This is a genomic window from Thermostichus sp. MS-CIW-30 (assembly GCF_054058015.1).
On sequence record NZ_JBSRZW010000003.1, the window covers coordinates 113,973 to 137,481 of the forward strand.

Genomic DNA, 23,509 nt, shown 5'->3' on the forward strand with positions numbered 1-23,509 from the left:
CCACATCATGTCTTCACCGAAGTCCGCAGTTGCCAGACTTGTTCTTGAGTTAGGCAATTGGTTACCTCTAGAAGACATCCCTACAGCCAAAAAGGTGTGAGGAAAAGAACAAGGAGAGAAACATGCCCGCGAAACACGCGAACTACTGGAAAACGCTGCTGGCCGGCACTCTGGGTGCAGCAGCGATTCTGACCCCTGGAGTGGCTTATGCCCAAGCTACCGGGCCGGTCACCTCCATCTCTGAGCTTTCGGATGTGCAGCCCACCGACTGGGCCTTCCAAGCCCTGCAATCCTTGGTGGAGCGCTACGGTTGTATTGCCGGCTACCCTGACCGCACCTTCCGCGGCAACCGGGCTATGACTCGCTTTGAGTTTGCCGCCGGTATGAACGCCTGCTTGGATCGCATCAATGAGTTGATTGCAGCCGGTTTGGCCGACAAAGTCTCCAAGGAAGACTTGGCCACTCTGCAGCGCTTGCAAGAGGAATTTGCTGCTGAGCTGGCAGCCCTGCGCGGGCGGGTGGATGCCCTGGAAGCCGATGTTACTGATTTGAAAGGGAAGGTCTTCAACCCGGTTACCAAGTTGAATGCCCAAGTCATCGCCGCTGTTGTAGGCAGCGCTCTCACGGAAGACAGAGTTGTTGATGGGAAGGTAGTAGCAGAGCAAAACCAAGCCAACATGACTCTTCCCTATCGGGTACGCTTGAACTTCGATGCTTCTTTTGTGGGTCGCGATCGCCTGCGCATTCGTCTCCAAGCTCGCGATGCTGTGACTGAGTTCTTTGAGGGGGATCCCGGCCTTGAGTTTGGCGGCCGTGGCGGCGGCACTTTCACCCTGGCCAAGCTGATCTACCAATTCCCAGCTTTCAACCGAGCAGCTACCATCTACACGGGTATCGTTGGCTCAGGTGTGTTCGATGTATTCAACTACAGCACACCCTTCGAAGCTCTCTCCGACTTTGCTGATGCTCCCAACTCCACGGCGGACGTGCCAGGTGGAGCTCTGTTTGGCTTCCGCTACCGACTCTCGGATCAACTACGCTTGGCCTACAGCTACAGCACCAGGAACGCTCAAGCCTTGGGCAAGGGCTTCGGCGACAGCGGTATAACCGGTAGCGACAGTGCCCACGCGGTGGAGCTGGGCTTCCTGCCGAACGAAAACCTGGAGATCTACCTGCAGTTTGCCAGTACCTATCTGCAGAAGGCAAACGATGGCCCTGAGTTCTTGGCCAACGGTACAGCCCTTTTCCGTGGCCCTCTGCGGACGACGACGGTAGATGTTTCTGCCCGTGTCAATGCTTTCTCGGTGGCAGCCAACTGGGAGCTTAGCCCTCGAATTACCGTATCCGGCTGGTTTACTGCTGGCAATGTGGATTACAACTTGCCCAACGTGGTACCGGCTGGCACCATTGATCCGGGTGATGAAGATTTCAACGGGTTCCTGTTTGGCTTTGCTTTCCCGGATCTCTTCATTGAGGGTGCTCAGGGCGGTGTGGTGTTTGGCCAACCGATTGTCAGCACCGAGGAGGGAGTTTTTGACAGCCGTCCTTTCATCGTGGATGTTTACTACAGCTTCCCGGTGAACGAGTACCTCACCCTTACCCCGGCAGCCTACTTTGTGAGCAATCCCAATGGTGGGCCTAGCAAGTCTGGGGATACCGATCCAACCATCGGCGTGGGTGTCTTGCGAGCTGTGTTTACTTTCTAGTTCTTAAAATCCCTGCGCTGACATCCAAGTTGCTAAGTAGGGATCCACTGGGTTGGATCCCTATTTTCTTACATCAGCCCCTCTGGGGGGATGAAAGCCTGGGCTTGACGTCAAGCTTGGGACAAAGCTAGGGATTACAAAAGGCACACTGAGCGGGATCCGCCCAGGGCTCTGCCACAGGCTCGGTGTGGGTGTGGGAACAGCGGGAACAGCCATATACCCAAGCCTTGGCCACGGGGGTGGGGGCGCCACATTGGCCGCAGGGCAGTCCAGAGACCGAGCGGATCCGCCAGTAGCCGGGAGTGCCGCAGGCCGGGCACAGGCTTTGGGCTTTGGCGATTAGGTTTTGGGTGGCGGCTGCGATGACTTGGAGCCGGGTTGGGTTGCACATGGCCCGCATGTCGGTTTCCAGATGCAGGCCACCCTGCCGAGCCAGCAGCTCCCCCACCACCTGCTTCAGGGTTGCTTCATCTTGGATTCCTTTGTGGATAACCTGGGGCTTTTCTGGCTGGTCGAGGGCGATCAGGGCGTGCTGGGGAAAACCCGCCCTTTGGGCAAAGTCCAGCGCTTCTGCCCAGCTCTGCACCCAGCGATGGCTGAAATTGGTTTGGGTGCTCTCTGCATAGCCGACCAGCTCCAAGGGCTCCGCGCCGGGTTCAAAAACCCTGAGCATGACCCACTCCTGATTCCAAGGGATCCAAGGGATCTGGGGGTGGGGGCCAAAGGATCCCTCGCTGGCCAAGCCCAGAGCTTCAGGATGATCCTGCAAAGCCCTTGCAATCTTCAGGCGCAGAGTGTGGATGGGATCCCCCGGTCGGGGCCGCTCCCGCGAGAAGGTGCCCAGTTGGTCGGTGTCAAAAGTTGCTACTTGGACTTGAATCCCCAAATGTTCGGCCAAGAGAGGGCCGATGACCTGCTCTTTGCGATGCATGGTTGCCAAGTAGGCGACCCGACCCTTCCATTGCATAGACTCAGACTTAACCTAGATCTGGCAAACGGATCCCGCAGCTTTGTGGCTCAGGCCAATTGGGGTTACTCAAACCAGGGGACTGGCCTCGAGCGGCAAGCCCAACTGGGCAACAGCCTCGGCCAAAGCCACCTCACGGCTGTCCACAAACCGCTCTGGGGGCAGCGGCAAATGTAGGTTTTCCAGGCGCTGCCGGATCCGGCCCTTGGCCCCAACAATCCACACCTGTTTGCCCCGATCCAGGGCCTCGCGGATGGCATTTTCCAAGGATAGCGTCGCCGAAACTCCCAGCATCGGCACATCTGATAGATCCACCACCAGCGCTTGGCAGGAGGCCACCGCCTGATGTTGGCGGGAAATGGCTTGGGAAACCCCGAAGATCATCGGCCCGCTCAGGTAAAACAGCAACACCTGCCCGCATCCCTGGCGCAGCAATTCCCTCTCACGGGGAGTGAGATCCACCGCATCATCGGCATCGGTAATGGCTTTCACCTCTTCGGAGTGGATCTCGCTGAGGCGTTGAATGGTGAGCAAGTTGGCCACAAACACTCCCACTCCCACTGCAGCGATGAGATCCACAAACACCGTCATGAACATCACTCCGTACATGATGGCTGCCCCTTTGAGGGAAAGGCGGTGGGCCCGCTTGAGGAAGCTCCAGTCGAGGATATCCACCCCCACCTTAAAGGCGATCCCTGCCAGCACCGCCATTGGGATCCCTTGCGTGAGGGGAGCGGCAAACAGCACCACCATCAACAGAATGAGGGCGCGGGTGACGCCCGCCAGAGGGGTACGTCCCCCCGACTGGATATTCACCACCGTGCCCATGGTTGCCCCTGCTCCCGGCAGCCCTCCCATGAAGCCGGACACCAAGTTAGCGATCCCCTGCCCGATCAGCTCTTGGTCGGAGTCGTGGCGGGTGCGGGTGAGGTTATCGGCAATGACTGCCGTTAAGAGGGTGTCGATGCAGCCCAGCATCCCCAGCACCACCCCATCCAGCACCAAGTTGGCCAGGGAAGCAAAGGGCAACTGCGGCCACTGCAACTGCGGCAAACCGGTGGGGATAGGGCCAATGCGCCGCAAATCCCAATCGGCCATGAACAAGCTGGCCACCAGCGTTCCCAACACCAAAGCCACCAACTGCGGCGGCACCACCCGTCGCCAGGGCTTGGGATAGCCAAAAAGGATGGCAAGCGTCAGCAGCCCCAGCCCCAGCTCTGGCATCTTAAGGTTGAGCAGGTAGGTCGGCAGGTTCTGCACCGCCCCAATCACTCCCCCCTGGCTGGCGTGGCCCAAAAGCGGCGGGATCTGCAGCAAAATCATGATCCAGCCGATCCCGGACATAAAGCCGGAAATAACGCTGTAGGGCATGAGGGTGATGTATTTACCCAGTTTCAGGGATCCAAACAGGATCTGAAATAAGCCCCCCAGCATCACCACGGTGAAGGCCGGCCCCAGCCCCTGCTCCGGGTAACGAGCTGTAACATTAGCAACCACCGCCGTCATCATCACAGTCATCGGCCCGGTGGGTTCGGAGATGAGCGTGGGCGTACCCCCAAACAGAGCCGCAAAAAAGCCCACGCATACTGCTCCGTACAAGCCCGCCACCGGCCCTGCCCCCGAAGCCACCCCAAAGGCCAAGGCCATCGGCAAGGAAACAATCGCTGTCGTCAGCCCGCCGAAGAGATCCCCGCGCCAGTTGTCTAGGCTCAGACGTCGGTGCCAATCCAGAAATCTCTTGCCGCCGGACTGTTGTTCTTTCGCTTGGCTCAGCATGCCCCAAAGCCCTCCACGCTATGGGCAGCCTATCATTGAACGTTACTATAGAGATCATGCTAGAGAATAGATTTTCTTCTATAGTTTCCCTCAAGGATTCCCCTCCAAGCGAGGGCATGGGGCTTGAGCCGGTAGAGTTGTGTGAAAGTGAGAGTAGTCCACATAGCGATGCCCATTGCTGTCCAGGTGGAGAATATCGGCAAATCGGTGGTTCCAGAGAATCTCATCGGCCAAGTAGGAGTGGCGAGCATGGATGGTTTGGGAAAAGGTGTCGTCGATGCCGGTCAGGGTAATGATCAGCTCCGCTTGGCCCATCTGTAAATCCTGATCCGTGAGGCCGTAGAGAGGGCTATCCGGCTCAATCCGGTGCATCACCGTCCAGGTGATGGCAAAAATGGGAGACGTGGAGCGTACCAGTCGCAGATCATAAAGCCGCCGCATCCACTCCCCTTCTGCTGAGATTTGGTTGCAGGCCAAGGTAAGGCGAATCTGAGCCTCGACAATCTGGTTAAAGCGTTGGTTAGCAGCCCGAAACATCAGGGTGGGGTAGCCATCTTGAACCCGAATAACGGCGACCCGGCTAAACATGACCCGAGCGGTGGGCCGAGAAATACGAGCAAAGACCAAACCTGTCGCCACTGCCGTGCCCGCCACCCCCAACATGGCTTCTAGGGTAACTAGGAGATTGGCGTAAAGGCTGAGGGGATACATAGCCCCGTACCCGATGCTGGCCATTGTCTGCACGCTGAAGAAAAACGCATCCCCAAAGTGGCCTGAACGGGCATTGGCAATGTTGTTGGTACCGATCAAATAGAGCAATGCAAAGCCGACATTGGCCAAGATATACCCCCCAGCCAACACCCCCAAAAAACCTGGCCAGGAGAGGGTCAACAACAGGTGATACAGATCCCGCAACCTCTGGGAAGGGATCCCACGACGCACCAAAGGGCGATGGCCACCCGGTTGTCCCATGCGGATGGGACGGGATCCCTGAGAAGCTGCAGATTGGGGCTGCTGATGAACCACTGGGCATCTCCTGCTGGAAGTCAGCCGGCCTTCACAAAGGGCGAATGGTAGACTAGGAGTACAAAAATTCTTTGCTTAACTCAATCACCCTCAGTCTGCCACGGTCAGGGTTTACTTCCCGATAAACTTCCATGAACCCACTGCGCCAAGGCCGACTGGGATCCCTCAACGATAACCCAACCCCATGAGCGACAACGAATCGACGGCGCGCATCATCTCCACCGACCTGCAGCGGGAGATGTCGCAGTCCTACCTGGAATACGCCATGAGCGTGATCGTCGGGAGGGCTTTGCCAGATGCGCGGGATGGCCTGAAGCCGGTGCACCGCCGCATTCTCTACGCCATGCACGAGTTGGGCCTGACGGCGGATCGCCCCTTTCGCAAGTGTGCCCGCGTCGTGGGGGATGTGATCGGGAAATACCATCCCCACGGGGATCAGGCGGTTTACGATGCGCTGGTGCGCATGGCCCAGGATTTCTCCATGCGGGAGCGCCTGGTGGATGGGCACGGCAACTTCGGCTCTGTAGACAACGACCCGCCGGCGGCCATGCGCTACACCGAGTGTCGGCTGACCGCCTTTGCCCAAGAAGCCCTGCTGCAGGATATCGACGCCAACACCGTCGATTTTGTGGGCAACTACGACGGATCCCAGCAAGAGCCGCTGGTGCTGCCGGCGCGGATCCCGCAATTGCTCTTAAACGGCTCTTCCGGCATCGCCGTGGGCATGGCCACCAACATCCCGCCTCACAACTTGAGCGAATTGGTGGACGGCCTGATTGCCCTCATCCACAACCCCAACCTGACCAGCCTGGAGTTGATGCAGTGGATCCCCGCCCCCGACTTCCCCACCGGGGCGCTGATCATGGGCCAGGAGGGCATCCGCGAAGCCTACACCACCGGGCGCGGCTCCATCACCCTGCGGGGGGTGGCCAGGGTGGAGACGATCGAGCAGCGGGGCCGACCGGTTCGGGACGCCATCATCATCACCGAACTGCCCTACCAGACCAACAAGGCAGCCATGATTGAGAAGATCGCCGAGCTGGTCAACGAGAAAAAACTGGAAGGCATTGCCGACATCCGCGACGAGAGCGACCGCAGCGGCATGCGGGTGGTGATCGAGCTAAAGCGGGATGCCCAGCCGCAGGTGGTGCTCAACAACCTCTACAAGCAAACCCCCCTGCAGGCCAACTTCGGGGTCAACATGCTGGCCATCCTCAACGGCGAGCCGCGCACCCTGACCCTGCGGGATGCTCTACAGGCTTTTCTGGACTTCCGAGAGGGGGTCATTGAGCGGCGCACCCGCTACGAGCTGCAAAAAGCCGAGGAGCGGGATCACCTGCTGCAGGGCTATCTCTTGGCTTTGGGGCAGTTGGATCGGGTGATTGCCCTCATTCGGGGAGCCGCCGATACCGCCACAGCCCGAGAGGAATTGCAGGCGGTGTTGGGCCTGAGTGAAGCCCAAGCCGACGGGATCCTGCAGATGCAGCTGCGCCGCCTCACCGCCCTGGAAGCGGAAAAAATCCAGGCCGAGCACGAAGACTTGGTGAGGCAAATTGCCGACCTGCGGGATATTCTGGCCCGCCGAGAACGGGTGATGCAGATCATCAGCGAAGAGCTGCAGCAGCTCAAAGCCCGCTTTGCCAGCCCGCGCCGTTCCCGCCTCTGTTTGGAGGATGGGGAGCTGGGAACGGATGATCTGATCGAAAATCGGGAGACGGTTATCTTTCTAACCGAGCAGGGCTATATCAAGCGCATGGGCCTTGAGGAGTTCCAGGTGCAGGGGCGAGCCACCCGCGGCAAAGCCGGCGCCCGCATCAAAGAAGACGATGCCATCGAACAGTTTTTTGCCTGTCGCAGCCACGACACCATCCTCTTTTTCACCAATCGGGGCGTAGTCTATACCCTGCCCGCCCACCAGATCCCCCAGGGGAGCCGCGCCGCCCGCGGCAGCGCCATCGTTCAGTTGCTGCCGATCACCCGGGAAGAGCGGGTTACGTCCATGGTGCCGGTGAGCCAGTTCAGCGACGACGAATATCTGGTGATGCTCACCCGCGGCGGCTACATCAAAAAAACGGCCCTCAGCGCCTTTGCCAATGTACGCTCCAACGGCCTGATTGCCATCTCTCTGGAAGAAAACGACGAACTGCGCTGGGTGCGCCGCGCCCGCTCCAGCGATGATGTGGTCATGGCGACCCGCCAAGGCATGTCCATTCGCTTCCCGGCGGATGACGAGCAACTGCGCCCTCTGGGACGGGCCACCCGGGGCGTGCGGGCCATTACCCTCAACGCCGGCGATGACATCGTCAGCATGGATATTATCTCTGCCGAATCGGTGATGGCTGCCGAGCGAGAGGGGGAGAAGCTGGCTAACCCTTGGGTGCTGGTGATCACCAAAGAAGGGCGGGGCAAGCGCTCGGCCATCGACAATTTCCGCCAGCAAAACCGCGGCGGCAAGGGGGTGATCGCCACCAAGTTCCGCCAGGCGTCGGACGAGCTGGCGGCCCTGCGCATCGTCAATGCCGAAGACGAGATCCTGTTGGTAACCGCCAGGGGCATTGTCATGCGCCAGTTGGCCAAGGCCATTCCCACCCAGTCCCGCGAGGCGACCGGGGTGCTGGTGCAGCGCCTGGATCCGGAAGACAGCATTGTGGGAGTTACAGTGGTACCCGCTGCCTTGGTTGCCGAGGAGGAGACCTCAGAAGCCAGCGCTTGATCCCCGGCCGTTACTTAGGTACGGCATTTGCCGCCGCAGAAGGGTGGGATCCCGTACCGGAGAGGGTGAGGATGGGGTGTTACCTTTGGGATAGCCCAAATTCCGGGAACGGCAAAGGCCTGTGGGATCAGGCCGAGCGCCCTAGTTTGGGCTACACCTGCTGTGTTTGTGGAGCTGGGTTACTCCATGGCGAGCCCGTTGAACTTCATCCCTGGTTTTGAGGCAGTGCAAACTCCGAGCCCCGACAACCGGCTCTGGCAATACCTGCAATCTCAGGATCCCAGCGTCTTTCAGGATATTGCCCGCAATTCTTCTCCGGAAGTGCTGGAGATCTTGGGCCACAACATCCGCAGCTTGGTGGGGAGCTTGCCCTCCGATCAATTCGGGGTTCAGATCATCACCAACCGCGAGAGCTTGGCCAAAATGCTCTCCGGCGCGATGATGGGCGGCTATTTCCTGCGGGTCATGGAGCAGCGCCTAGCCCTGGAGCAATCTTTGGGCAGTGCCTCCCAGCCTGCCAGCGCGGATCAGCCTTCGCCAGCAGAGGAGGAGGGCTAGGCTTGCAATCCACCTTTTAGCGCCGCCGAGGAGGTTCCATGCTGGATGCGGGTTTCCAGGCAAAGGGATCCCAGTTCAGCAGCCCACCGCGGCGGATTTTGGTTTGCCCGGATAGTTTTAAGGGATCCCTGAGGGCACCAGAAGCGGCAGAGCACATAGCCCATGGGATCCAACAGGTGCTGCCGGAAGTCGAGGTGGAGCGGCTCCCCTTGGCGGATGGGGGAGAGGGCACCCTAGAGGTATTGCTGCCGACGCTGGGGGGAGAGAAAAAGGGTCTGTGGGTCACCGGCCCCCTGGGGGATCCCGTCTGGGCGGAGTACGGGGTGGCAGGAGAGCTGGCCCTGTTGGAGCTGGCCCAGGTGGCTGGCCTGACCTTGGTGCCACCGGAGCGGCGGGATCCCACCCGCACCACCACTTATGGCCTGGGGGAGCTGTTGCGGGCCGTCTGCCGAGAGCCTATTGCTGAGATCTGGATAGGACTGGGGGGATCCGCCACCGTGGATGGAGGGGCGGGCATGGCGCAGGCCTTAGGCTATCGCCTGTTGGATGGAGCTGGGGATCCCATCGGCTGGGGCGGGGGAGAGCTGGCCCGTTTGCAGCGCATTGAGTCCCCTGAACAGCCTGTCTGGCAGGGGAAACGCATCCGCGGCCTGTGCGATGTGCAGAATCCCCTCACCGGCCCGTGGGGAGCCGCCGCCGTCTTTGCCCCCCAGAAAGGCGCCACCCCTTCCCAGGTGCAGCAGTTGGAGCAGGCGCTGCAGCAGTGGGCTCAAGTGGTGGAGCGAGATTTGGGCCAGGCCGTGGCCGGGATCCCGGGGGCCGGAGCCGCAGGCGGCTTAGGAGCAGGTCTGGTGGCTTTTTTGGAGGCCACTCTGGAGTCCGGGATCCAGCTCTTGGCGCGGCAATTGGCCCTGCCGGAGCGCATCCGCCGCTGCCATCTGGTCGTCACCGGAGAGGGCTGCCTCGACGAACAAAGCGCGATGGGAAAGGTGGTGGGGGCCGTGCTGGAGCAGGCTATCCAAGCCCAAAAACCCCTGCTCATCCTCTGTGGCCAGGTGACTCCGGCAGCGCGCGCTGGGTTGGCAGCCCAGCCTCTTCCCCTTCGGGTTGGCGCCCTGTGCGACCGGATCCCCGATGTGGCAGAAGCCCAACGGCAGGCCGGCCATCACCTGGAGCAGATGACGGCCCAGGAGCTGAGAGATTTTCTGGAGCAGGATGCGGGGATTGGCCGGTTATAATGGCTTAAATCATCGTGTTTCGTAGGACATCATGGCCAGTATCGAGTTCTCCCCCGGCATCCAAGAGGTGCCCACCCAGGTGCGAGTGCTGAAATCCAAGACCGGCAACCGGGGATCCGCGATTTTCCGCTTCGAGGATCTAAAATCCGATACGCAAAACATCCTCGGCATGCGGATGATCGATGAGGAAGGGGAGCTGACCACCCGCAACATCAGGGCCAAGTTCCTGAACGGGGAATTCAAAGCCCTGGAAGTGACCTACGACATGGAAACCGAGGCAGAGTGGGATCGCTTCCTGCGCTTTATGGAACGCTTTTCAGCGGCCAACCAGATGGGCATGGCCTAGTTGCCGCCCTTCCCGCCTCAGCTTTTGGATTTTTTGCTCCTCTTGCCGGATCTGCGCTTGGCTTGAGGTTGGCCGGGATCGGATCCCTGGCCCTCTTCAACTGAGGGCTGCCCCAGCGGCGGCCGTCGCTTGTGCCAGTCGGTGCTTTGCTCATAGGCATAGGCCACCCGCAGCACCTTGCTCTCCTGTAGGGCATTGCCCACAATTTGCAGGCCAATGGGCAGCCCATCGGCAAACCCGCAGGGCAGGCTCAGCCCCGGCAAACCCGCCAGGTTCACCGGGATCGTCATCAGGTCGCAGAGGTACATGCTGAGGGGATCCTCCCGCTCGCCGATCTTGAACGCCGGGGTGGGGGTGGTGGGGCTGACCAGCACATCCACCTTCTCGAAAGCCTTGAGGAAGTCCTGCTTGATGAGGGTGCGCACCTTCTGAGCCTTGAGGTAGTAGGCGTCGTAGTACCCCGAGGAGAGGGCATAGGTGCCGATCATGATGCGCCGCTTGACTTCTGGCCCAAAGCCGTGGGCGCGGGTCTTGCCATACATGGCCAGCAGCGAGTCGGCAGGTTCCCGCAGGCCGTATTTCACCCCGTCGTAGCGGGCCAAGTTGGCAGAGGCTTCCGAAGGGGCAATGATGTAATAGGTGGCAAGGCCGTAGCGAAAACTGGGGCAGTCGATCTCCAGGATCTCGGCCCCCAGTTCTTGCAGATGTTGAATGGCTGCTTGGACGGCAGCGCGGGTCTCCTCCCCACATCCTTCTCCCAGCAAGTCGCGGATCACCCCGATTTTGAAGCCCTTGATGTCCGGGATCAGAGCCTGGCTATAGTCCGGGATATCCACCTTCAGGCTGGTGGAGTCCATCGGGTCATGGCCGGCGATCCCCTGCAGCAGCAAGGCCACATCCTCCACCGTGCGCCCAAACGGCCCCACCTGATCCAAAGACGAAGCAAAGGCCACCAGCCCGTAGCGAGACACCAGCCCGTAGGTGGGCTTGAGGCCCACCACCCCACAAAAAGCTGCCGGTTGGCGGATGGATCCCCCCGTATCCGAGCCCAGAGCCACCACCGCTTGGTCGGCAGCCACCGCCGCCGCCGATCCCCCAGAGGATCCCCCTGGCACCCGCGTCAGATCCCAGGGATTGGCGGTGCGCTGAAAGGCGGAGTTTTCCGTGGAGCTGCCCATGGCAAACTCGTCTAGGTTGGTCTTGCCCACCGTCACCATGCCCGCAGCCGCCAGCCGCGCCGTCACTGTTGACTCGTAGGGGGGAATGAACCCCTCCAGCATCCGGGAAGCGCAGGTGGTGCGGATCCCTTGGGTGCAGAGGTTGTCTTTCACGGCAAGCGGGATCCCGGCCAAAGGGCCAATCTCTTCCCCGGCCCGAATGCGGGCGTCCACCGCCCTGGCCTGTTGCAGAGCCAGTTCCTCGGTCACAGTAATAAAGCTCTTGAGCTGCGGCTCCAGTTGGGCCAGGCGCTCCAGGTACTCGCGGGCGATCTCTTCGGCAGAGCGCTCTTTGGTTACCAACTGGCTGTGTAGGGCGCGAATCACAGACATAGGCAAACTCGCAGGGAATGGCAAACGCCGATGAGGCCAGACCAAGTTCCCTCTAGACTAATCCAGATGGGATCCCTTCCCAACCCTAACTCCCTAAAGATCTCGTGGATCCCCCTCTCTTGCTAGGAGAGGATCTAGGGATGATCACATCAGCAGCGCCGAGCGCCTGGGCTGTTGGCAGTCAACGCCGTTCCAAAAAGTCGCGGCGCAGATCCCGAATCTCCTGCCGCATCTCCCGCATCTCTCGGGCCATCTCGTCAGTGCGCCGTTCCAAAGCTTCGGTGCGGCGCTCCACAGCTTCCGTGCGCCGTTCAATGGCTCGGGTGCGCTCGTCAAAGCGATCCAGCGCCTCCCGGAAAAACTGTGCCAGCATCGCCTGCCCTTCCCGCAGCTCTTGGATCAAAACCTGCTGGTTCTGCTGGGCAGCTTGCAACTCCTGGACGGCCCGAATCAGCCACTGCTCTTGCTCAGGTGTCATGGTTACCAAGGCGCTACAGAACAAGGAAATCCTACCACCCTAAATCTCCTCCTGGGAGAAGGATCCGGGGATGGTTACACTAGCAACGCAGAGCGCTTGAGCCCAAGCTACCGCCGTTCCAAAAAATCGCGGCGCAGATCCCGAATCTCTTGCCGGATCTCTCTCATCTCCTCCGCCATCTGGTCGGTGCGCCGTTCCAGTGCTTCTGTGCGGCGTTCGATGGCCCGAGTACGCTCGTCAAACCGATCCATTGACTCGCGAAAGAACTGCGCCAGCATCGCCTGTCCCTCCCGCAGCTCTTGAATCAAAACCTGCTGGTTTTGCTGGACAAGACGCAGCTCCTGCTGGGCAGCTTGCAATTCTTTTTGGGAGGCTTGCAACTCTTGGATGGCTTGAATCAGCCACTGTTCTTGCTCGGGCGTCATGGTTACTGAAACACTACAGAATAAGGAAATCCTACCACCACTAACTCTTCTCTCCTCCTGGGAGAGGGATCGGGGGCAAGGGATCCAAATCCAAAACCTCAATGGAGAGTAGGGAACTCGAATCCCTGACCTCTGCGGTGCGATCGCAGCGCTCTACCAACTGAGCTAACTCCCCGTAGCTTTACCAGAATAACCCGAATCCGCAGCCAAGATCTCCCCCGCCTGCAACTCCAGCTTGGGAAAGACCTTTGAGGATACCGGATCGGATCCCTTCAGCTCCAGCACATCGTACCAGCCTTCATGAAGCAGCAGCAGGCTCACCTTCTCCTCCAAGGGATCCACAACCCAATACTCGCCGATCCCCAAAACGCAATACTCTGCTTGCTTGGCCCGGTAGTCTGCTGCCCGGCTGGACTCACTGACTACCTCCACCACCAGTAGCGGCGGCGGATCCTCCAGGCGAATCAACGCCTCTCTGGATCCCATCTCCTGCCACTGTTCCAAAGGCAGCACCACCACATCCGGGATCCGCACCGTAGCCCACCGATTGCCCCGCGGAGACTGGATCCCTGGGCTCCCCTGTATCGCTGTCCAGGGCAACTGCTGCCGTGCAATCTCTGCCTCGAAAACTCGGCTGAGAAAGTTTTGAATCTGCACATGCCGCCCGGTTGGAAGAGCCATGGGCACCAACTCCCCTGCCACCAGCTCATAGCGGGTATCACTGCCATCCGAATAAGCAAGGTATTCCGCCAAACTCAGGCGAGCTCTTGATGGTGCAGAAACGGATCCCATTGCCAAAGCCATAAACCGTCTCGGCCAAAAGTCTCTTTGCTGCCATACTAGCCTTGTCATCTCGCACAACCCCTCTCTTCCTCTAGGAGCAGGGCTGTGAGCGCTTGGGCCAGGGTTGGATGGAAGCTAACGCCGTTCCAGAAAATCGCGGCGCAGATCCCGAATCTCCTGCCGGATCTCCCGCATCTCTCGGGCCATCTCGTCAGTGCGCCGTTCCAAAGCTTCGGTGCGGCGCTCCACAGCTTCGGTGCGCCGTTCAATAGCCCGGGTGCGCTCATCAAACCGATCCATTGACTCGCGAAAAAACTGGGCCAGCATCGCCTGTCCTTCCCGCAGCTCTTGAATCAAAACCTGCTGGTTTTGTTGGACAAGGCGCAGCTCCTGCTGGGCAGCTTGCAACTCTTGGATGGCGCGAATCAGCCACTGCTCTTGCTCAGGGGTCATGGTCGGCGAGGGTTACAGAAGAATAAAAAAATCCTATCACCCTGCATTTCTCCCTGGGAAAGGGGCTGTGAGCGCTTGGGCCAGGGTTGGATGGAAGCTAACGCCGTTCCAAAAAATCGCGGCGCAGATCCCGAATCTCTTGCCGGATCTCCCTCATCTCTTCCGCCATCTGGTCGGTGCGCCGTTCCAGTGCTTCTGTGCGGCGTTCCACAGCTTCCGTGCGCCGTTCAATAGCTCGGGTGCGCTCATCAAACCGATCCATTGACTCGCGAAAAAACTGGGCCAGCATCGCCTGTCCTTCCCGCAGCTCTTGAATCAAAACCTGCTGGTTTTGTTGGACAAGGCGCAGCTCCTGCTGAGCGGCCTGCAATTCTCTTTGGGAGGCTTGCAATTCTCTCTGGGAGGCTTGCAATTCTCTCTGGGAGGCTTGTAGCTCCTGGATGGCTTGAATCAGCCACTGCTCTTGCTCAGGGGTCATGGTTGCTGAAGCACTACAGAATAAGGAAATCCTACCACTGCCAATTCTCCTCTCCCTCTGGGTGAGGGCCTCAGCAGCGCGGAGTGCTCGAACACCCCCTTGGGCCACCCAAAACAAAAACCCCTCTCTCTTTGGAAGAGGGGCTGGGGTTGAGGACGGAAATTCAAGCTCGATCAGTAAAGGGCTTCTTCTTGGTGGGTGATGATGGTGCAGTCGGAAGTAGGGTAAGCCACACAGGTCAGCACATAGCCCTGCTCGATCTGATCATCATCCAGGAAGGACTGATCGCTTTGATCCACCGTGCCGCTCACCAGCTTGCCGGCACAGGTCGAACAGGCACCGGCGCGGCAGGAATAAGGCAGCTCGATCCCTTGCTCTTCTGCCACGTCCAAAATGTATTCGTCATCCGGCACATCGATGGTGACGTTTAAGCCTTGCTCCTCGTTGATCAGAGTGACCTTGTAGGTAGCCATCCTGGTTGGGTCTCCAGAAAAAACATCCACTCCTCATCCTGCCACCCTTCTGCCCCGGATCAAGCATCCTTTTGTGAGGAAATAGGCAAATCTTCCGGTTTTTTCCAGGTGGATCCGCAAAAGCCATGCCGGGCAAGGATTCTGACTGCTCTTCCGGTGGCTCCACCTGCTTTGCTCCCAGAAGCCGCCACCCGACTCCTTCCCGGGACCCTGCCCGGTGTCTGTGACCCACGTCACCTTTGATCTTGTCCAGAAAAAATCGGCAGTACTTGCCAAAGCGGGCTAATGGGCTTGTATGATAAGCAGAGTAAACAGACGAGCCGCTTATCCAAGCGCGTGTGCGTCTTTCCTCGATTGGCTCTTTCCTACGGCCTGGCTTGCCCTGGGCGAGTTGATCGGGTAAGTTAAGGGAAGTGTTCAGCCGAACCCCACTTTTTTGGTTAAGAGGAGAACAATGAACGGAACAATGCACAAGTGGCTCCTGAAGTCACTCGGGTCTCTGTCTCTGGCTTCCACAGTGGTGCTGCTGCCCCTGCTGCTCACCGGTTGCGGCGAAGAAAGCAGCACCGGCACTGTTACACCCGTGCCGCCCCCACCCCCACCACCCCCACCAGCTCCCCCGGCTCCGCCGCCACCACCTCCAACTCCTGTTCCTGCTCCCACCCCCACCACGGCTCCGCCCATCAGCGCTCTGCCCACTCAACTGGCCGCTCTCACTCCGGGGGGACAAGTCTTCTCCAACCCCACTGTCATTCCCGTTGGCTTTGGCATCCGCCGCTCCGGCGCAGGCGAGAACCTGCCGGTGGGCACCTACTCTGACTACCGAGCGGTGCTTTCCTTCCCCATTCCCGACGCCATTCCCCGCAACGCCATCGTGCAGGGGGCGCAGTTGACGCTGGTGCAGTTGCCCTCCAACGACTCGGCCACCATTCCTGGTTTTGGCGACCGGGGGCGGGGCTTCTTCTTCCTGGATGCCACTCCCCACAACGTGGCAGCCAACAGCGTGGTGTTCCAAGAAGTGCGGCTGGGTGCAGTGGACAACGTGCTCTCCAGTGACTTCTTTGCGCCGGCGACTTCTGGCTTTGTGGCTTTGAGCTTCACCGGCAACGTGCTGGGGGGCGATGCGTCGGCGGGGCCGCGCACGGCGGATGTGGGGCCTGGGGTGCAGCGGGCGGTGTCGGCGCCAGGCCCGCGCTTCTACCAGGTGCGGCTACAGTGCGCCAAGGAGGTGTGGAACAACCAGGCCACGTCAGTATTCCCCACCTTAACTGCTTCCTTTAGCACCACAACTTCTGCAAGTGCTTCTGGAGCACCTGCATTTAACGCGGTTGCTCCTGTGGCAGTAGGGTTCACTGGGTCCGTTACGCTAGGTGCAGGTCAAGGTGCAAGCACCTATTCAGTTGACACCAGCTTCCCAGCCACGCTCACGATTACCCTCCTGGCCACCAACCCAGTTACGGTAAGCTTCAGTGCTGCAGGAAGCACCTTTACTGCTTTCCTACCCACTAGTCAGACTACCATTACGCAGGGTATCCAACAGCTAGGTAACCTTGGAATTAGTTCTAGCTTCACATTTGCCGGTCCGGCGGTTATTGCTACTGTAACTGGTACCCTAACCCAAAGCAACAGTGCCCTTAGCAGTCAGCTCACTGGCCCGGTCAACCTGACTCTAGTCGTCCCCAACCAAACTTTCTCCTACTCGGCCACCCTCACTGCCAGCTTTACCTCCAGCGGCACGGTGGCAGGCACGCCGGCCAATGCGGCTGGTTTTGAGATCAGCCAAGGGGCAGGTGGTACTTGCCGCGCCGAGTTCGACAAAGAGCCGGCTACAGGCACGGGTACTGCCCCCATCACCACGGCTCGCGGGCCACGGCTGGACATCACCTTCACTGTCCCGCGCTAGTCGGCAGGCTGTTTAACCCCTCGGCGGGCCTGAAAGTTCAGGCCCGTTTTTTTCTCGCGGAACTCAGATGGGTGTAGGATTAGAGGTTATGAAATCTAGGGATCCAGGCCAAGTGACACCCGATGCGCTGATAGCCACCTTGGAAGCGGCAACCCGCCACCATCAGGCGGGGGATCTGCAGCAGGCGGAGGCGGCCTACCGCCAGGTGCTGGCTCTCCAGCCGGAGCAGCCTGATGCTCTACACTTTCTGGGCATTCTCTGCTACCAGACGGGCCGCCTTGAGGAAGCCGCGGCCCACATGGCCAAGGCCACTCAGCTGCGGCCAGAGCAGGCAGCTTTTCACAGCAACTTGGGCGCTGTATATCAAGCGCTGGGCAAGCGGGAAGCAGCCATCGGATGCTACAGCCAAGCGGTGGCTCTGCAGCCGGATCACCTGCAGGCCCTCTTCAACCTGGGCCTCTGCCACTTCCAGCTGGGCCAGTACGACCAGGCTGAGGAGTATTACCGGCGGGCCCTGGCCCTGCAGCCCCAAGATCCTCAGATTTTGACAGATTTGGCCCACATTGAGCGGCAAAAAGGGCGGCTGGCAACGGCCATTGAGCATCTGGAGCAAGCCCTGGCAGCCGAGCTTACCCCCGAACGGGCACAGCAGTTGGCAGAGCTCTGCCGCGAGGCCGGGCAGTTGGAGCGCTCCGCTGAGCTCTATCGGCAGCTCCTGGAGCAGGATCCGCAACAAGCGGCCTTGTACAATGGCCTGGGCTTGACCTTGGCAGAGCAAGGGAACTGGGAGGAAGCTATTGCTGCTTTCCGCCAGGCGCTGGAGCTGGATGGGCACTTGGTGGAAGCTCACATCAACCTGGGCACTGCTTTGCTGGAGCAGGATCAGCCGGAGGCGGCCATCGCAGCCTATCGGGCAGCCCTGGCCCTGCAGCCGGATCGCCCGCGAGTTTACTTCAACCTGGCCACAGCTTTTCGCAAGCTGAAGCAGCCGCAACGGGCGTTGGACTACTACCACGTGGCCCTTGGCCTGCAGCCAGACTACGCCGAGGCCCATCGCGGCTTGGCCAACCTTCTGTCAGATCGCAAGCTGCGCAAGGTGTTCTCCAATGGACTGCTAGACAGCATGGCCCACCTCAGCCGCGCTCTGGGTGTGCGGCCCAACCTGGCCGAGGCCTACTTCGAGGCCGGGTGTCTGCTGCTGGATCAGCTGCGATTCAAGGAAGCCATCCCCCTACTGGAAGCGGCCCTGGAGCACAAGCCTGACTTTGCCCTGGCCTACAACAACCTGGGCCTGGCCTATCGGCACTTGAACGAGCCGGAAAAAGAAGAGATTCAATACCGGCAGGCGCTGGTGCACGACCCAGAACTGGGAGAAGCCTACTGCAACTTGGGGCTGTTGTTGCAAAGCCAGCACCGCAACGAAGAGGCCCTGCCGGTTTTGCAGGAGGCCGCCCGCCTCAAGCCGGACTTTTTGGAGGTGCACCGGGCCCTGGGATCCGTTTACAAAGAGTTGAACCGCCTAACCGAGGCGCTGGAATCTTTTCAGCGCGCCCTGGAGATCAACCCCGAGGATCCTTCCACCTATGCAGGGTTGGCAGGCACCTTCCTCCAGCAATGCCGCCACGAGGAGGCCATCAAAGCCTACCGCAAGTCGGCCAAGCTGGCTCCGGGGGTGATCGCTTTCCACGGCAACATCCTGATGGGCCTGCACTACGCCCCCGATTTCGATCCCGAAGAGACCCTGCGGGAGCACAAGAAGTGGGGGGATGCCACCCAAGCCTCGGTGGCCCATCTGCGGCGGCCCTACCACCGGGATCGGGATCTGAAGCGGCCTCTGCGCATCGGCTACATCTCCGGAGACTTTAAGCTGCACTCCGTGAGCATGTTTTTTGAGCATGTCTATAACCACCACGACCACGAGCGCTTCCAGATCTACTGCTATTCCAACGGGCCGTATTCGGACATTGTGACCGAGCGGATGAAGGAAAAGGCCGATGCCTGGCGAGACATCCACAAGATCCGCTCCGATGTGGAGGTGGCCGACCTCATCCAAGAGGACAAGATCGACATTTTGGTGGATCTGGCCGGCCATACGGCCTACAACCGCTTGGGCGTGCTGGCCCTCAAACCTGCCCCCCTCCAGGCCACCTATCTGGGCTACCCCAACACCACCGGCCTGACCTTGGTGGACTACCGCATCACCGATGCCTACGCCGACCCGCCGGGCATGACGGAGAAGTATCACACGGAAAAGCTGATGCGCCTGCCTAAAAGCTTTCTCTGCTACAACCCTGTGGATATCTTTCCGCCGGTTTCCGAGCTACCGGCTCTGTCTGCCGGCTACATTACCTTTGGCTGCTGCAACAACCCCACCAAAATTACCCCTAACGTGGTGGCGGTGTGGGCGGGGATCCTCAAGCGGCTGCCCAACGCCCGCATCCTGCTCAAAAACATGCGCTACACCGACCGCAGCGTCTGCGAGATCTTCTGGGGGCACTTTGAGCGGCACGGGGTGGATCGGCAGCGGGTGCACCTGGTGGGAGATCGCCGCAGCATTCCAGAGCACCTCCAGATCTACAGCGAGATTGACATTGGCCTAGATCCTTTCCCCTACAACGGCACCACCACCACCTGTGAAACCCTCTGGGGCGGCGCGCCGGTGGTGGTCTTGGCAGGCAATGCCCATGTCTGCCGGGTGGGGGTCTCCATCCTCACCAACGTGGGGCTGCCGGAGCTGGTGGCCCAAACCCCAGAAGAGTATGTGGAGATCGCCGTCAACCTGGCCAGTGATCTGGAGCGGCTGCGCCATTTGCGCCACAGCCTGCGAGGCATGATGGAGAAATCGCCCCTGAGGGATCCGCAAAGCCATGCTCGCGCTTTGGAGCGGGCCTATCGGCAGATGTGGAAAAACTTGGTGGTCAGCGGTCAGTAGGTTCCTCGGATTCCGAAGGAGCCACCTGCTCGAAAATGTCCCACAGCTTGGCGGCCACTGTTGCCCAGCTCAGCTCCTTGGCCTGTTCCAACCCCTTGGCAATGAGGGGAGAGCGTACCGGGTAGCTCTGGATGCGCTGCAGGGCTTCTGCCAGTTCCCGCACCGAGCCTTGGCAGAGCAGGGCTGTCGGGTTTTGCAAGGGATCCTTATCTTTTTTCTCTCCAGAGGCAGTTGCCGACTCTGAGCCGGAGGCATTTGGCTGCTCATCCCGGTAATGCACCACAGGACAGCCGCAGGCCATCGCCTCAAGGGGGCTGCTGGGCCGAAAGGTGGAGTGGAAAACCAGCGCCAGAGCCGAGGAATAGGCGCAGGCAAGCTCGGGATTGTTCAGGCTGAGGTAGCGAATGCCTTGTTTTTGGGGCAGTTGCGCTTTGACAGGATCCACCTTCAGAGGACTGGGAAAGGCAAAGACCAGCTCGGTGCGGGAGAGCCTTTGGCCCTGCAGGATCTCCCAAGCTTGGCTGACAGCCTGGATGCCACGGTAATCAGCCAGCTGTTCGGGCAAGACGGCCAAGAAAAAAGGGCGAGTCAACTGAAACTTGCGGCGAAACTCGGCCATGGCATCGGGAGCAGCCGGCTTGGCCCAGCCTTCAATGGCCGGGTAGACTAGCGACATCTGCTCGGGAGGGATCCCGGGGTAGTGGGTTCGGAAGCCAGCAAGCACTTCATCGGAGAAGAAAACGTAGTGGGCAGCAGCCAGGATGGCATTTTTCTTCTCGATGTATTCTGGATGAAACTGGCTGCCAGCCTCTGCTTCTAGGTCGTAGATGAAGGCGATGGAAGGGGTGGAAATGGGGGTGGTGTAGCCGGTGGAGAGAAACAGCCTGGCCTTGAGCTGGTCGCAGGCGCTCTGCAGGCCGGCGCGATCTTCATCCGCTTCCGCAAAGGCAAAGCGAGGGATCTCGGAAAAAAAAGTTCCCGGCGGCAGCCAAGTTTGCCCGCGGGTGAGCACCACAAACTTCGTTGCCTTCTTGGCCTTGACCCACTCTTCAATGAGGCTCAGCCACAGGTAGGACTGATCCAAAAGTGGAGAGCGAGAAAACCCTTCCGACTGCCAGATAACCCCATCAATGACGACCATCCCCCACCTCGTCTTGGCAACTTAAGAAACATTGAGAGCGGCAAACATTTTGGCCAGGTAGAAGTCTTTGTAACGGGTTTGGGCAATTTGGTCATGGACGCCCAGGATGAAAGCTACCAGATCGTAGGACAGGTAAACCTCATGCAAAACCACCGCCATTGCCAGCCGCTGGCGCGGGGAGAGCCGATCCAGGTGCATAAAGTTTTTTACGTAAACATAGTCGCACCACAGCACTTGGGTGTAAGGGCGATAGGTTCTGGCTGAAAAGGGCTTGAGGCAGGCGCCAAAGTTGCTGGTCATGCCGTGGAGGAGAAAGCCTTCTTCCCTAAGGGCAATATCCACATCGCTAAAAAGAGGCTGGTTTTTGTAGAGGGGTATGTACTCCACTTCCGTTTGGATAACAGTAACACTCTGTAGAGTTTTTCTAGCGCCCCGGATAACATCCAGCTCGGCTCCCTGAACATCCATCTTGAGAAAGTCCACTTCGCCCAGCTCTGGAATATCATCCAGGCGGGTGGTCTGGACTTCCTCAACCCGAGTTACCCGACAAACTTCCGCCAAGTTCTCAAAATGCTGGGCCAGCTCCTGATCGGGCTCGTAAAGAGAGGAGGTGTAGCCGGCATTGGTGAAATAGAACTTGCGACGGGATCCATCCCCAATGAAGTAGGGAAAGTACTGCCGCTTCACTTTGTCGGCGCGAGGAGCCTCGGCTAGGGCTCTGGCGTTGAGCTTTTCACACTCTTCCTTCTGGGGCTCAAATCCTATCACCTGGGCATGTCCTTCCTGAACCAGCTTGTCGAAGTTATCGCCGCCCAGAAACATCGCCCCCACGTCTGCAATTCGGATAAAAGGCATGTCTTTGCCGAGGATCTCGCTAATCGGGAAAGGCATTACTCTACTCCACAGAAACGGCTAGATCAGACCAGCTTTGCTGACAAGAGAAAAGCGATTCGGATGCACGGCAACCAAGTTTAGCGCAGTTGGCAGTTGCACAGAAGCCTGAACGGTACTGAGATCTTGGATCATCGGGTTGTAAACATAAATGAGATAGCCCAATTCGGCGAGAAGCTTCGCCGACTCCAAACCTGAAAACTGGCCGACATTTTGGTTTTCAAACAGGATTACCGGGCTGCAGGTCTCGATAAGTTTTCTCCCCCCCTTCAAAACGGGAACTTCTGCCCCTTCCGCATCGACTTTGAGCAAATCAATGTCGGGGCTGCCCTCTGAGATCCACAGCTCGTCTAAGGTAATTTGCTGCACCGGCTGGGTTTCTTCTACAACCGACATGGGATCCGTGACGATGCGGTTGAAAACGCTGGCCCCTTCGCAAACCAAATAAACTTCCCGAGGCTCTTCGCCAACTGCAGCTTCCACGACCTGTACAGAGGGATCGAGTTGGTTTTGAGCAACAGTTGCCCGCAAGCACTGCAAACACCCCGGCGTGGGCTCGATGGCATAGACTTTTCCAGACTCGCCCACACAGCGGGCAAATAGAAAAGTATAAACGCCAACGTTGGCCCCCACGTCAATGGCGTTCATGCCCGGCTTGAGGATTTGCCGACACAGCTCGATTTCACTCTCAAACCAGCGATCTTGAGCCAGGAGGACGAAGGTCACAATGCTTTTAAGATCTGGCTCTAGCCTTAGCTTGTACCCCTCATACTGAGTCCAAATTTCCATACTGGCCACCGCCTCCGAGGCTGGATCTCCGTTAGGAGGCGTTTCTAACTCTTGCTCTGCTGAATCCGACTCCGCCTTGGAGGGATCCTTCTGCGGAATGTAGCGATCTAGAACCAGTTGCAGCACTTGCAGGGCCCTGTCCTTCTGCCCAGGGAAATGGTCGGCTATTTTCTGCAGCAAGAAAGCCCCTTCCGGCTGCGCTTGGGCCGCCGCATTCATGGCAACCACCATCTGGGCCTCTAAGTCCTCTGGGTCGATGGCCGCAGCCAACCGCCAATAGGGCAATGGCTCCGGTCGGTAAACGACTCCGCTGTGGTGGGCTAGCCAACGGGCTAGAGTGTGGAGGTAGCGCTCGCGGGGGCCAAGGCGGGAAGCAGAAGCGGCCTTAGAAGAGCGGCGGGCCTTTTTGCTAGCAGAAGCCAGACGAGGGGGATCCCAAGCGAGCTTGGGCTGGGATCCAGTTAGGCCCAAGCTGGGATCTTCTAGGTAACGCTGGGTCAAAAGCCGGGAGAGCAGCTCTTTTCCCTCTTGGAGGGCCGTGTAGCCGCTTCCCAAGGCCAAAAGGGCATGGAGGCGATTGAACTGGGAGGGGAGATGGTTGGGATCGAGATCCAAACCCTGCCGCCAGGCCGCCAGAGCCATGGCCCAAGCCGCACGTCGCTCCCGCGAGGTTTTGGCTTGCTGGGCCTTCAAGCAGTGAGAGATGCCCAGCTCGTTACATTCATCGGCAGTGGTGGGGATCCCCATGGCTTCGCTAACTAAGCTGCTGAATTATCCTACCACCTTGCCGGAGCTGCACTGGGTCTTCTGAACAGGCAGAAGAGAAGGCGGAAAAAGTTTGGTAACCTAGGAGAGCGATGCCGCTTGTGGTTGAGGGATGTTC

The 23,509-nt window shown here is 59.4% G+C and carries 20 protein-coding genes and 1 tRNA gene; 7 read left to right on the top strand and 14 right to left on the bottom strand.

The genetic code is table 11. The features are described 5' to 3' along the window. The first annotated feature begins 122 nt into the window (after positions 1-122). Positions 123-1,706 (top strand): iron uptake porin, encoded by a 1,584-nt coding sequence (locus ACVWXW_RS02345; protein ID WP_457402567.1) that lies wholly within the window; start codon positions 123-125, stop codon positions 1,704-1,706. 127 nt (positions 1,707-1,833) lie between these two features. On the opposite strand, the gene ACVWXW_RS02350 is transcribed toward ACVWXW_RS02345, so the two are convergent. From ACVWXW_RS02350 to ACVWXW_RS02360, 3 genes are all read right to left on the bottom strand, one after another. Then, positions 1,834-2,673, bottom strand: coding sequence for a DUF6671 family protein (locus ACVWXW_RS02350; protein ID WP_457402569.1), 840 nt, complete (start codon positions 2,671-2,673; stop codon positions 1,834-1,836). Positions 2,674-2,742: 69 nt separating this feature from the next. Next, a complete protein-coding gene (locus ACVWXW_RS02355; protein ID WP_414342307.1) occupies positions 2,743-4,449 on the bottom strand; it encodes a SulP family inorganic anion transporter in 1,707 nt (568 codons plus the stop codon). Between the two features lie 90 nt (positions 4,450-4,539). Further along, positions 4,540-5,475: an ion channel gene (locus tag ACVWXW_RS02360; protein ID WP_457402571.1), complete on the bottom strand. Its 936-nt coding sequence runs from the start codon at positions 5,473-5,475 to the stop codon at positions 4,540-4,542. Positions 5,476-5,659: 184 nt separating this feature from the next. Between ACVWXW_RS02360 and gyrA the strand changes: the two genes are divergently transcribed. From gyrA to psb28, 4 genes are all read left to right on the top strand, one after another. Next, positions 5,660-8,188 (top strand): DNA gyrase subunit A, encoded by a 2,529-nt coding sequence (gene gyrA / locus ACVWXW_RS02365; protein WP_457402573.1) that lies wholly within the window; start codon positions 5,660-5,662, stop codon positions 8,186-8,188. Between the two features lie 186 nt (positions 8,189-8,374). Beyond that, the gene (locus ACVWXW_RS02370; RefSeq protein WP_011433215.1) at positions 8,375-8,746 is read left to right on the top strand and encodes a DUF760 domain-containing protein; all 372 of its coding nucleotides are present in this window, start codon (positions 8,375-8,377) and stop codon (positions 8,744-8,746) included. 38 nt (positions 8,747-8,784) lie between these two features. Then, complete coding sequence (locus ACVWXW_RS02375; RefSeq protein ID WP_457402575.1) at positions 8,785-9,984, top strand: glycerate kinase family protein; 1,200 nt, start codon at positions 8,785-8,787, stop codon at positions 9,982-9,984. A 31-nt stretch (positions 9,985-10,015) separates the two neighbouring features. Beyond that, the gene (gene psb28, locus ACVWXW_RS02380) at positions 10,016-10,330 is read left to right on the top strand and encodes a photosystem II reaction center protein Psb28 (RefSeq protein WP_011433213.1); all 315 of its coding nucleotides are present in this window, start codon (positions 10,016-10,018) and stop codon (positions 10,328-10,330) included. 17 nt (positions 10,331-10,347) lie between these two features. On the opposite strand, the gene gatA is transcribed toward psb28, so the two are convergent. The 8 genes from gatA to ACVWXW_RS02420 form a co-directional block, all read right to left on the bottom strand. Continuing rightward, entirely contained in the window at positions 10,348-11,880 is a 1,533-nt protein-coding gene (gene gatA, locus ACVWXW_RS02385; protein WP_457402577.1) for an Asp-tRNA(Asn)/Glu-tRNA(Gln) amidotransferase subunit GatA, read from the bottom strand. A 181-nt stretch (positions 11,881-12,061) separates the two neighbouring features. Beyond that, a complete protein-coding gene (locus ACVWXW_RS02390; RefSeq protein ID WP_457385995.1) occupies positions 12,062-12,358 on the bottom strand; it encodes a hypothetical protein in 297 nt (98 codons plus the stop codon). A gap of 107 nt (positions 12,359-12,465) precedes the next feature. Continuing rightward, complete coding sequence (locus ACVWXW_RS02395; RefSeq protein ID WP_457387240.1) at positions 12,466-12,783, bottom strand: hypothetical protein; 318 nt, start codon at positions 12,781-12,783, stop codon at positions 12,466-12,468. A gap of 102 nt (positions 12,784-12,885) precedes the next feature. Continuing rightward, positions 12,886-12,958 (bottom strand) — tRNA-Ala (locus tag ACVWXW_RS02400). After that, positions 12,949-13,635, bottom strand: coding sequence for a Uma2 family endonuclease (locus ACVWXW_RS02405; RefSeq protein ID WP_457402579.1), 687 nt, complete (start codon positions 13,633-13,635; stop codon positions 12,949-12,951). The genes ACVWXW_RS02400 and ACVWXW_RS02405 overlap by 10 nt, the downstream gene beginning before the upstream one ends. A gap of 66 nt (positions 13,636-13,701) precedes the next feature. Beyond that, the gene (locus ACVWXW_RS02410) at positions 13,702-14,019 is read right to left on the bottom strand and encodes a hypothetical protein (protein ID WP_457402581.1); all 318 of its coding nucleotides are present in this window, start codon (positions 14,017-14,019) and stop codon (positions 13,702-13,704) included. A 97-nt stretch (positions 14,020-14,116) separates the two neighbouring features. Continuing rightward, a complete protein-coding gene (locus ACVWXW_RS02415; protein WP_414357119.1) occupies positions 14,117-14,497 on the bottom strand; it encodes a hypothetical protein in 381 nt (126 codons plus the stop codon). 173 nt (positions 14,498-14,670) lie between these two features. Beyond that, entirely contained in the window at positions 14,671-14,970 is a 300-nt protein-coding gene (locus ACVWXW_RS02420) for a ferredoxin (protein WP_011433206.1), read from the bottom strand. 454 nt (positions 14,971-15,424) lie between these two features. On the opposite strand from ACVWXW_RS02420, the gene ACVWXW_RS02425 reads away from it, so the two are divergent. Both ACVWXW_RS02425 and ACVWXW_RS02430 read left to right on the top strand, forming a co-directional pair. Further along, complete coding sequence (locus ACVWXW_RS02425; RefSeq protein ID WP_457402584.1) at positions 15,425-16,873, top strand: hypothetical protein; 1,449 nt, start codon at positions 15,425-15,427, stop codon at positions 16,871-16,873. A gap of 88 nt (positions 16,874-16,961) precedes the next feature. Further along, complete coding sequence (locus tag ACVWXW_RS02430; protein WP_457402586.1) at positions 16,962-19,805, top strand: tetratricopeptide repeat protein; 2,844 nt, start codon at positions 16,962-16,964, stop codon at positions 19,803-19,805. Here ACVWXW_RS02430 and ACVWXW_RS02435 read toward each other — a convergent pair. From ACVWXW_RS02435 to ACVWXW_RS02445, 3 genes are read right to left on the bottom strand one after another with little or no spacing between them, the layout of a single operon-like run. Continuing rightward, positions 19,792-20,946 (bottom strand): hypothetical protein, encoded by a 1,155-nt coding sequence (locus tag ACVWXW_RS02435; protein WP_457402587.1) that lies wholly within the window; start codon positions 20,944-20,946, stop codon positions 19,792-19,794. The genes ACVWXW_RS02430 and ACVWXW_RS02435 overlap by 14 nt on opposite strands. A gap of 21 nt (positions 20,947-20,967) precedes the next feature. Next, the gene (locus ACVWXW_RS02440; RefSeq protein ID WP_457402589.1) at positions 20,968-21,837 is read right to left on the bottom strand and encodes an FkbM family methyltransferase; all 870 of its coding nucleotides are present in this window, start codon (positions 21,835-21,837) and stop codon (positions 20,968-20,970) included. Between the two features lie 21 nt (positions 21,838-21,858). Then, positions 21,859-23,373, bottom strand: a complete 1,515-nt coding sequence (locus ACVWXW_RS02445; protein WP_457402590.1) for an FkbM family methyltransferase — start codon at positions 23,371-23,373, stop codon at positions 21,859-21,861. Positions 23,374-23,509: the final 136 nt, after the last annotated feature.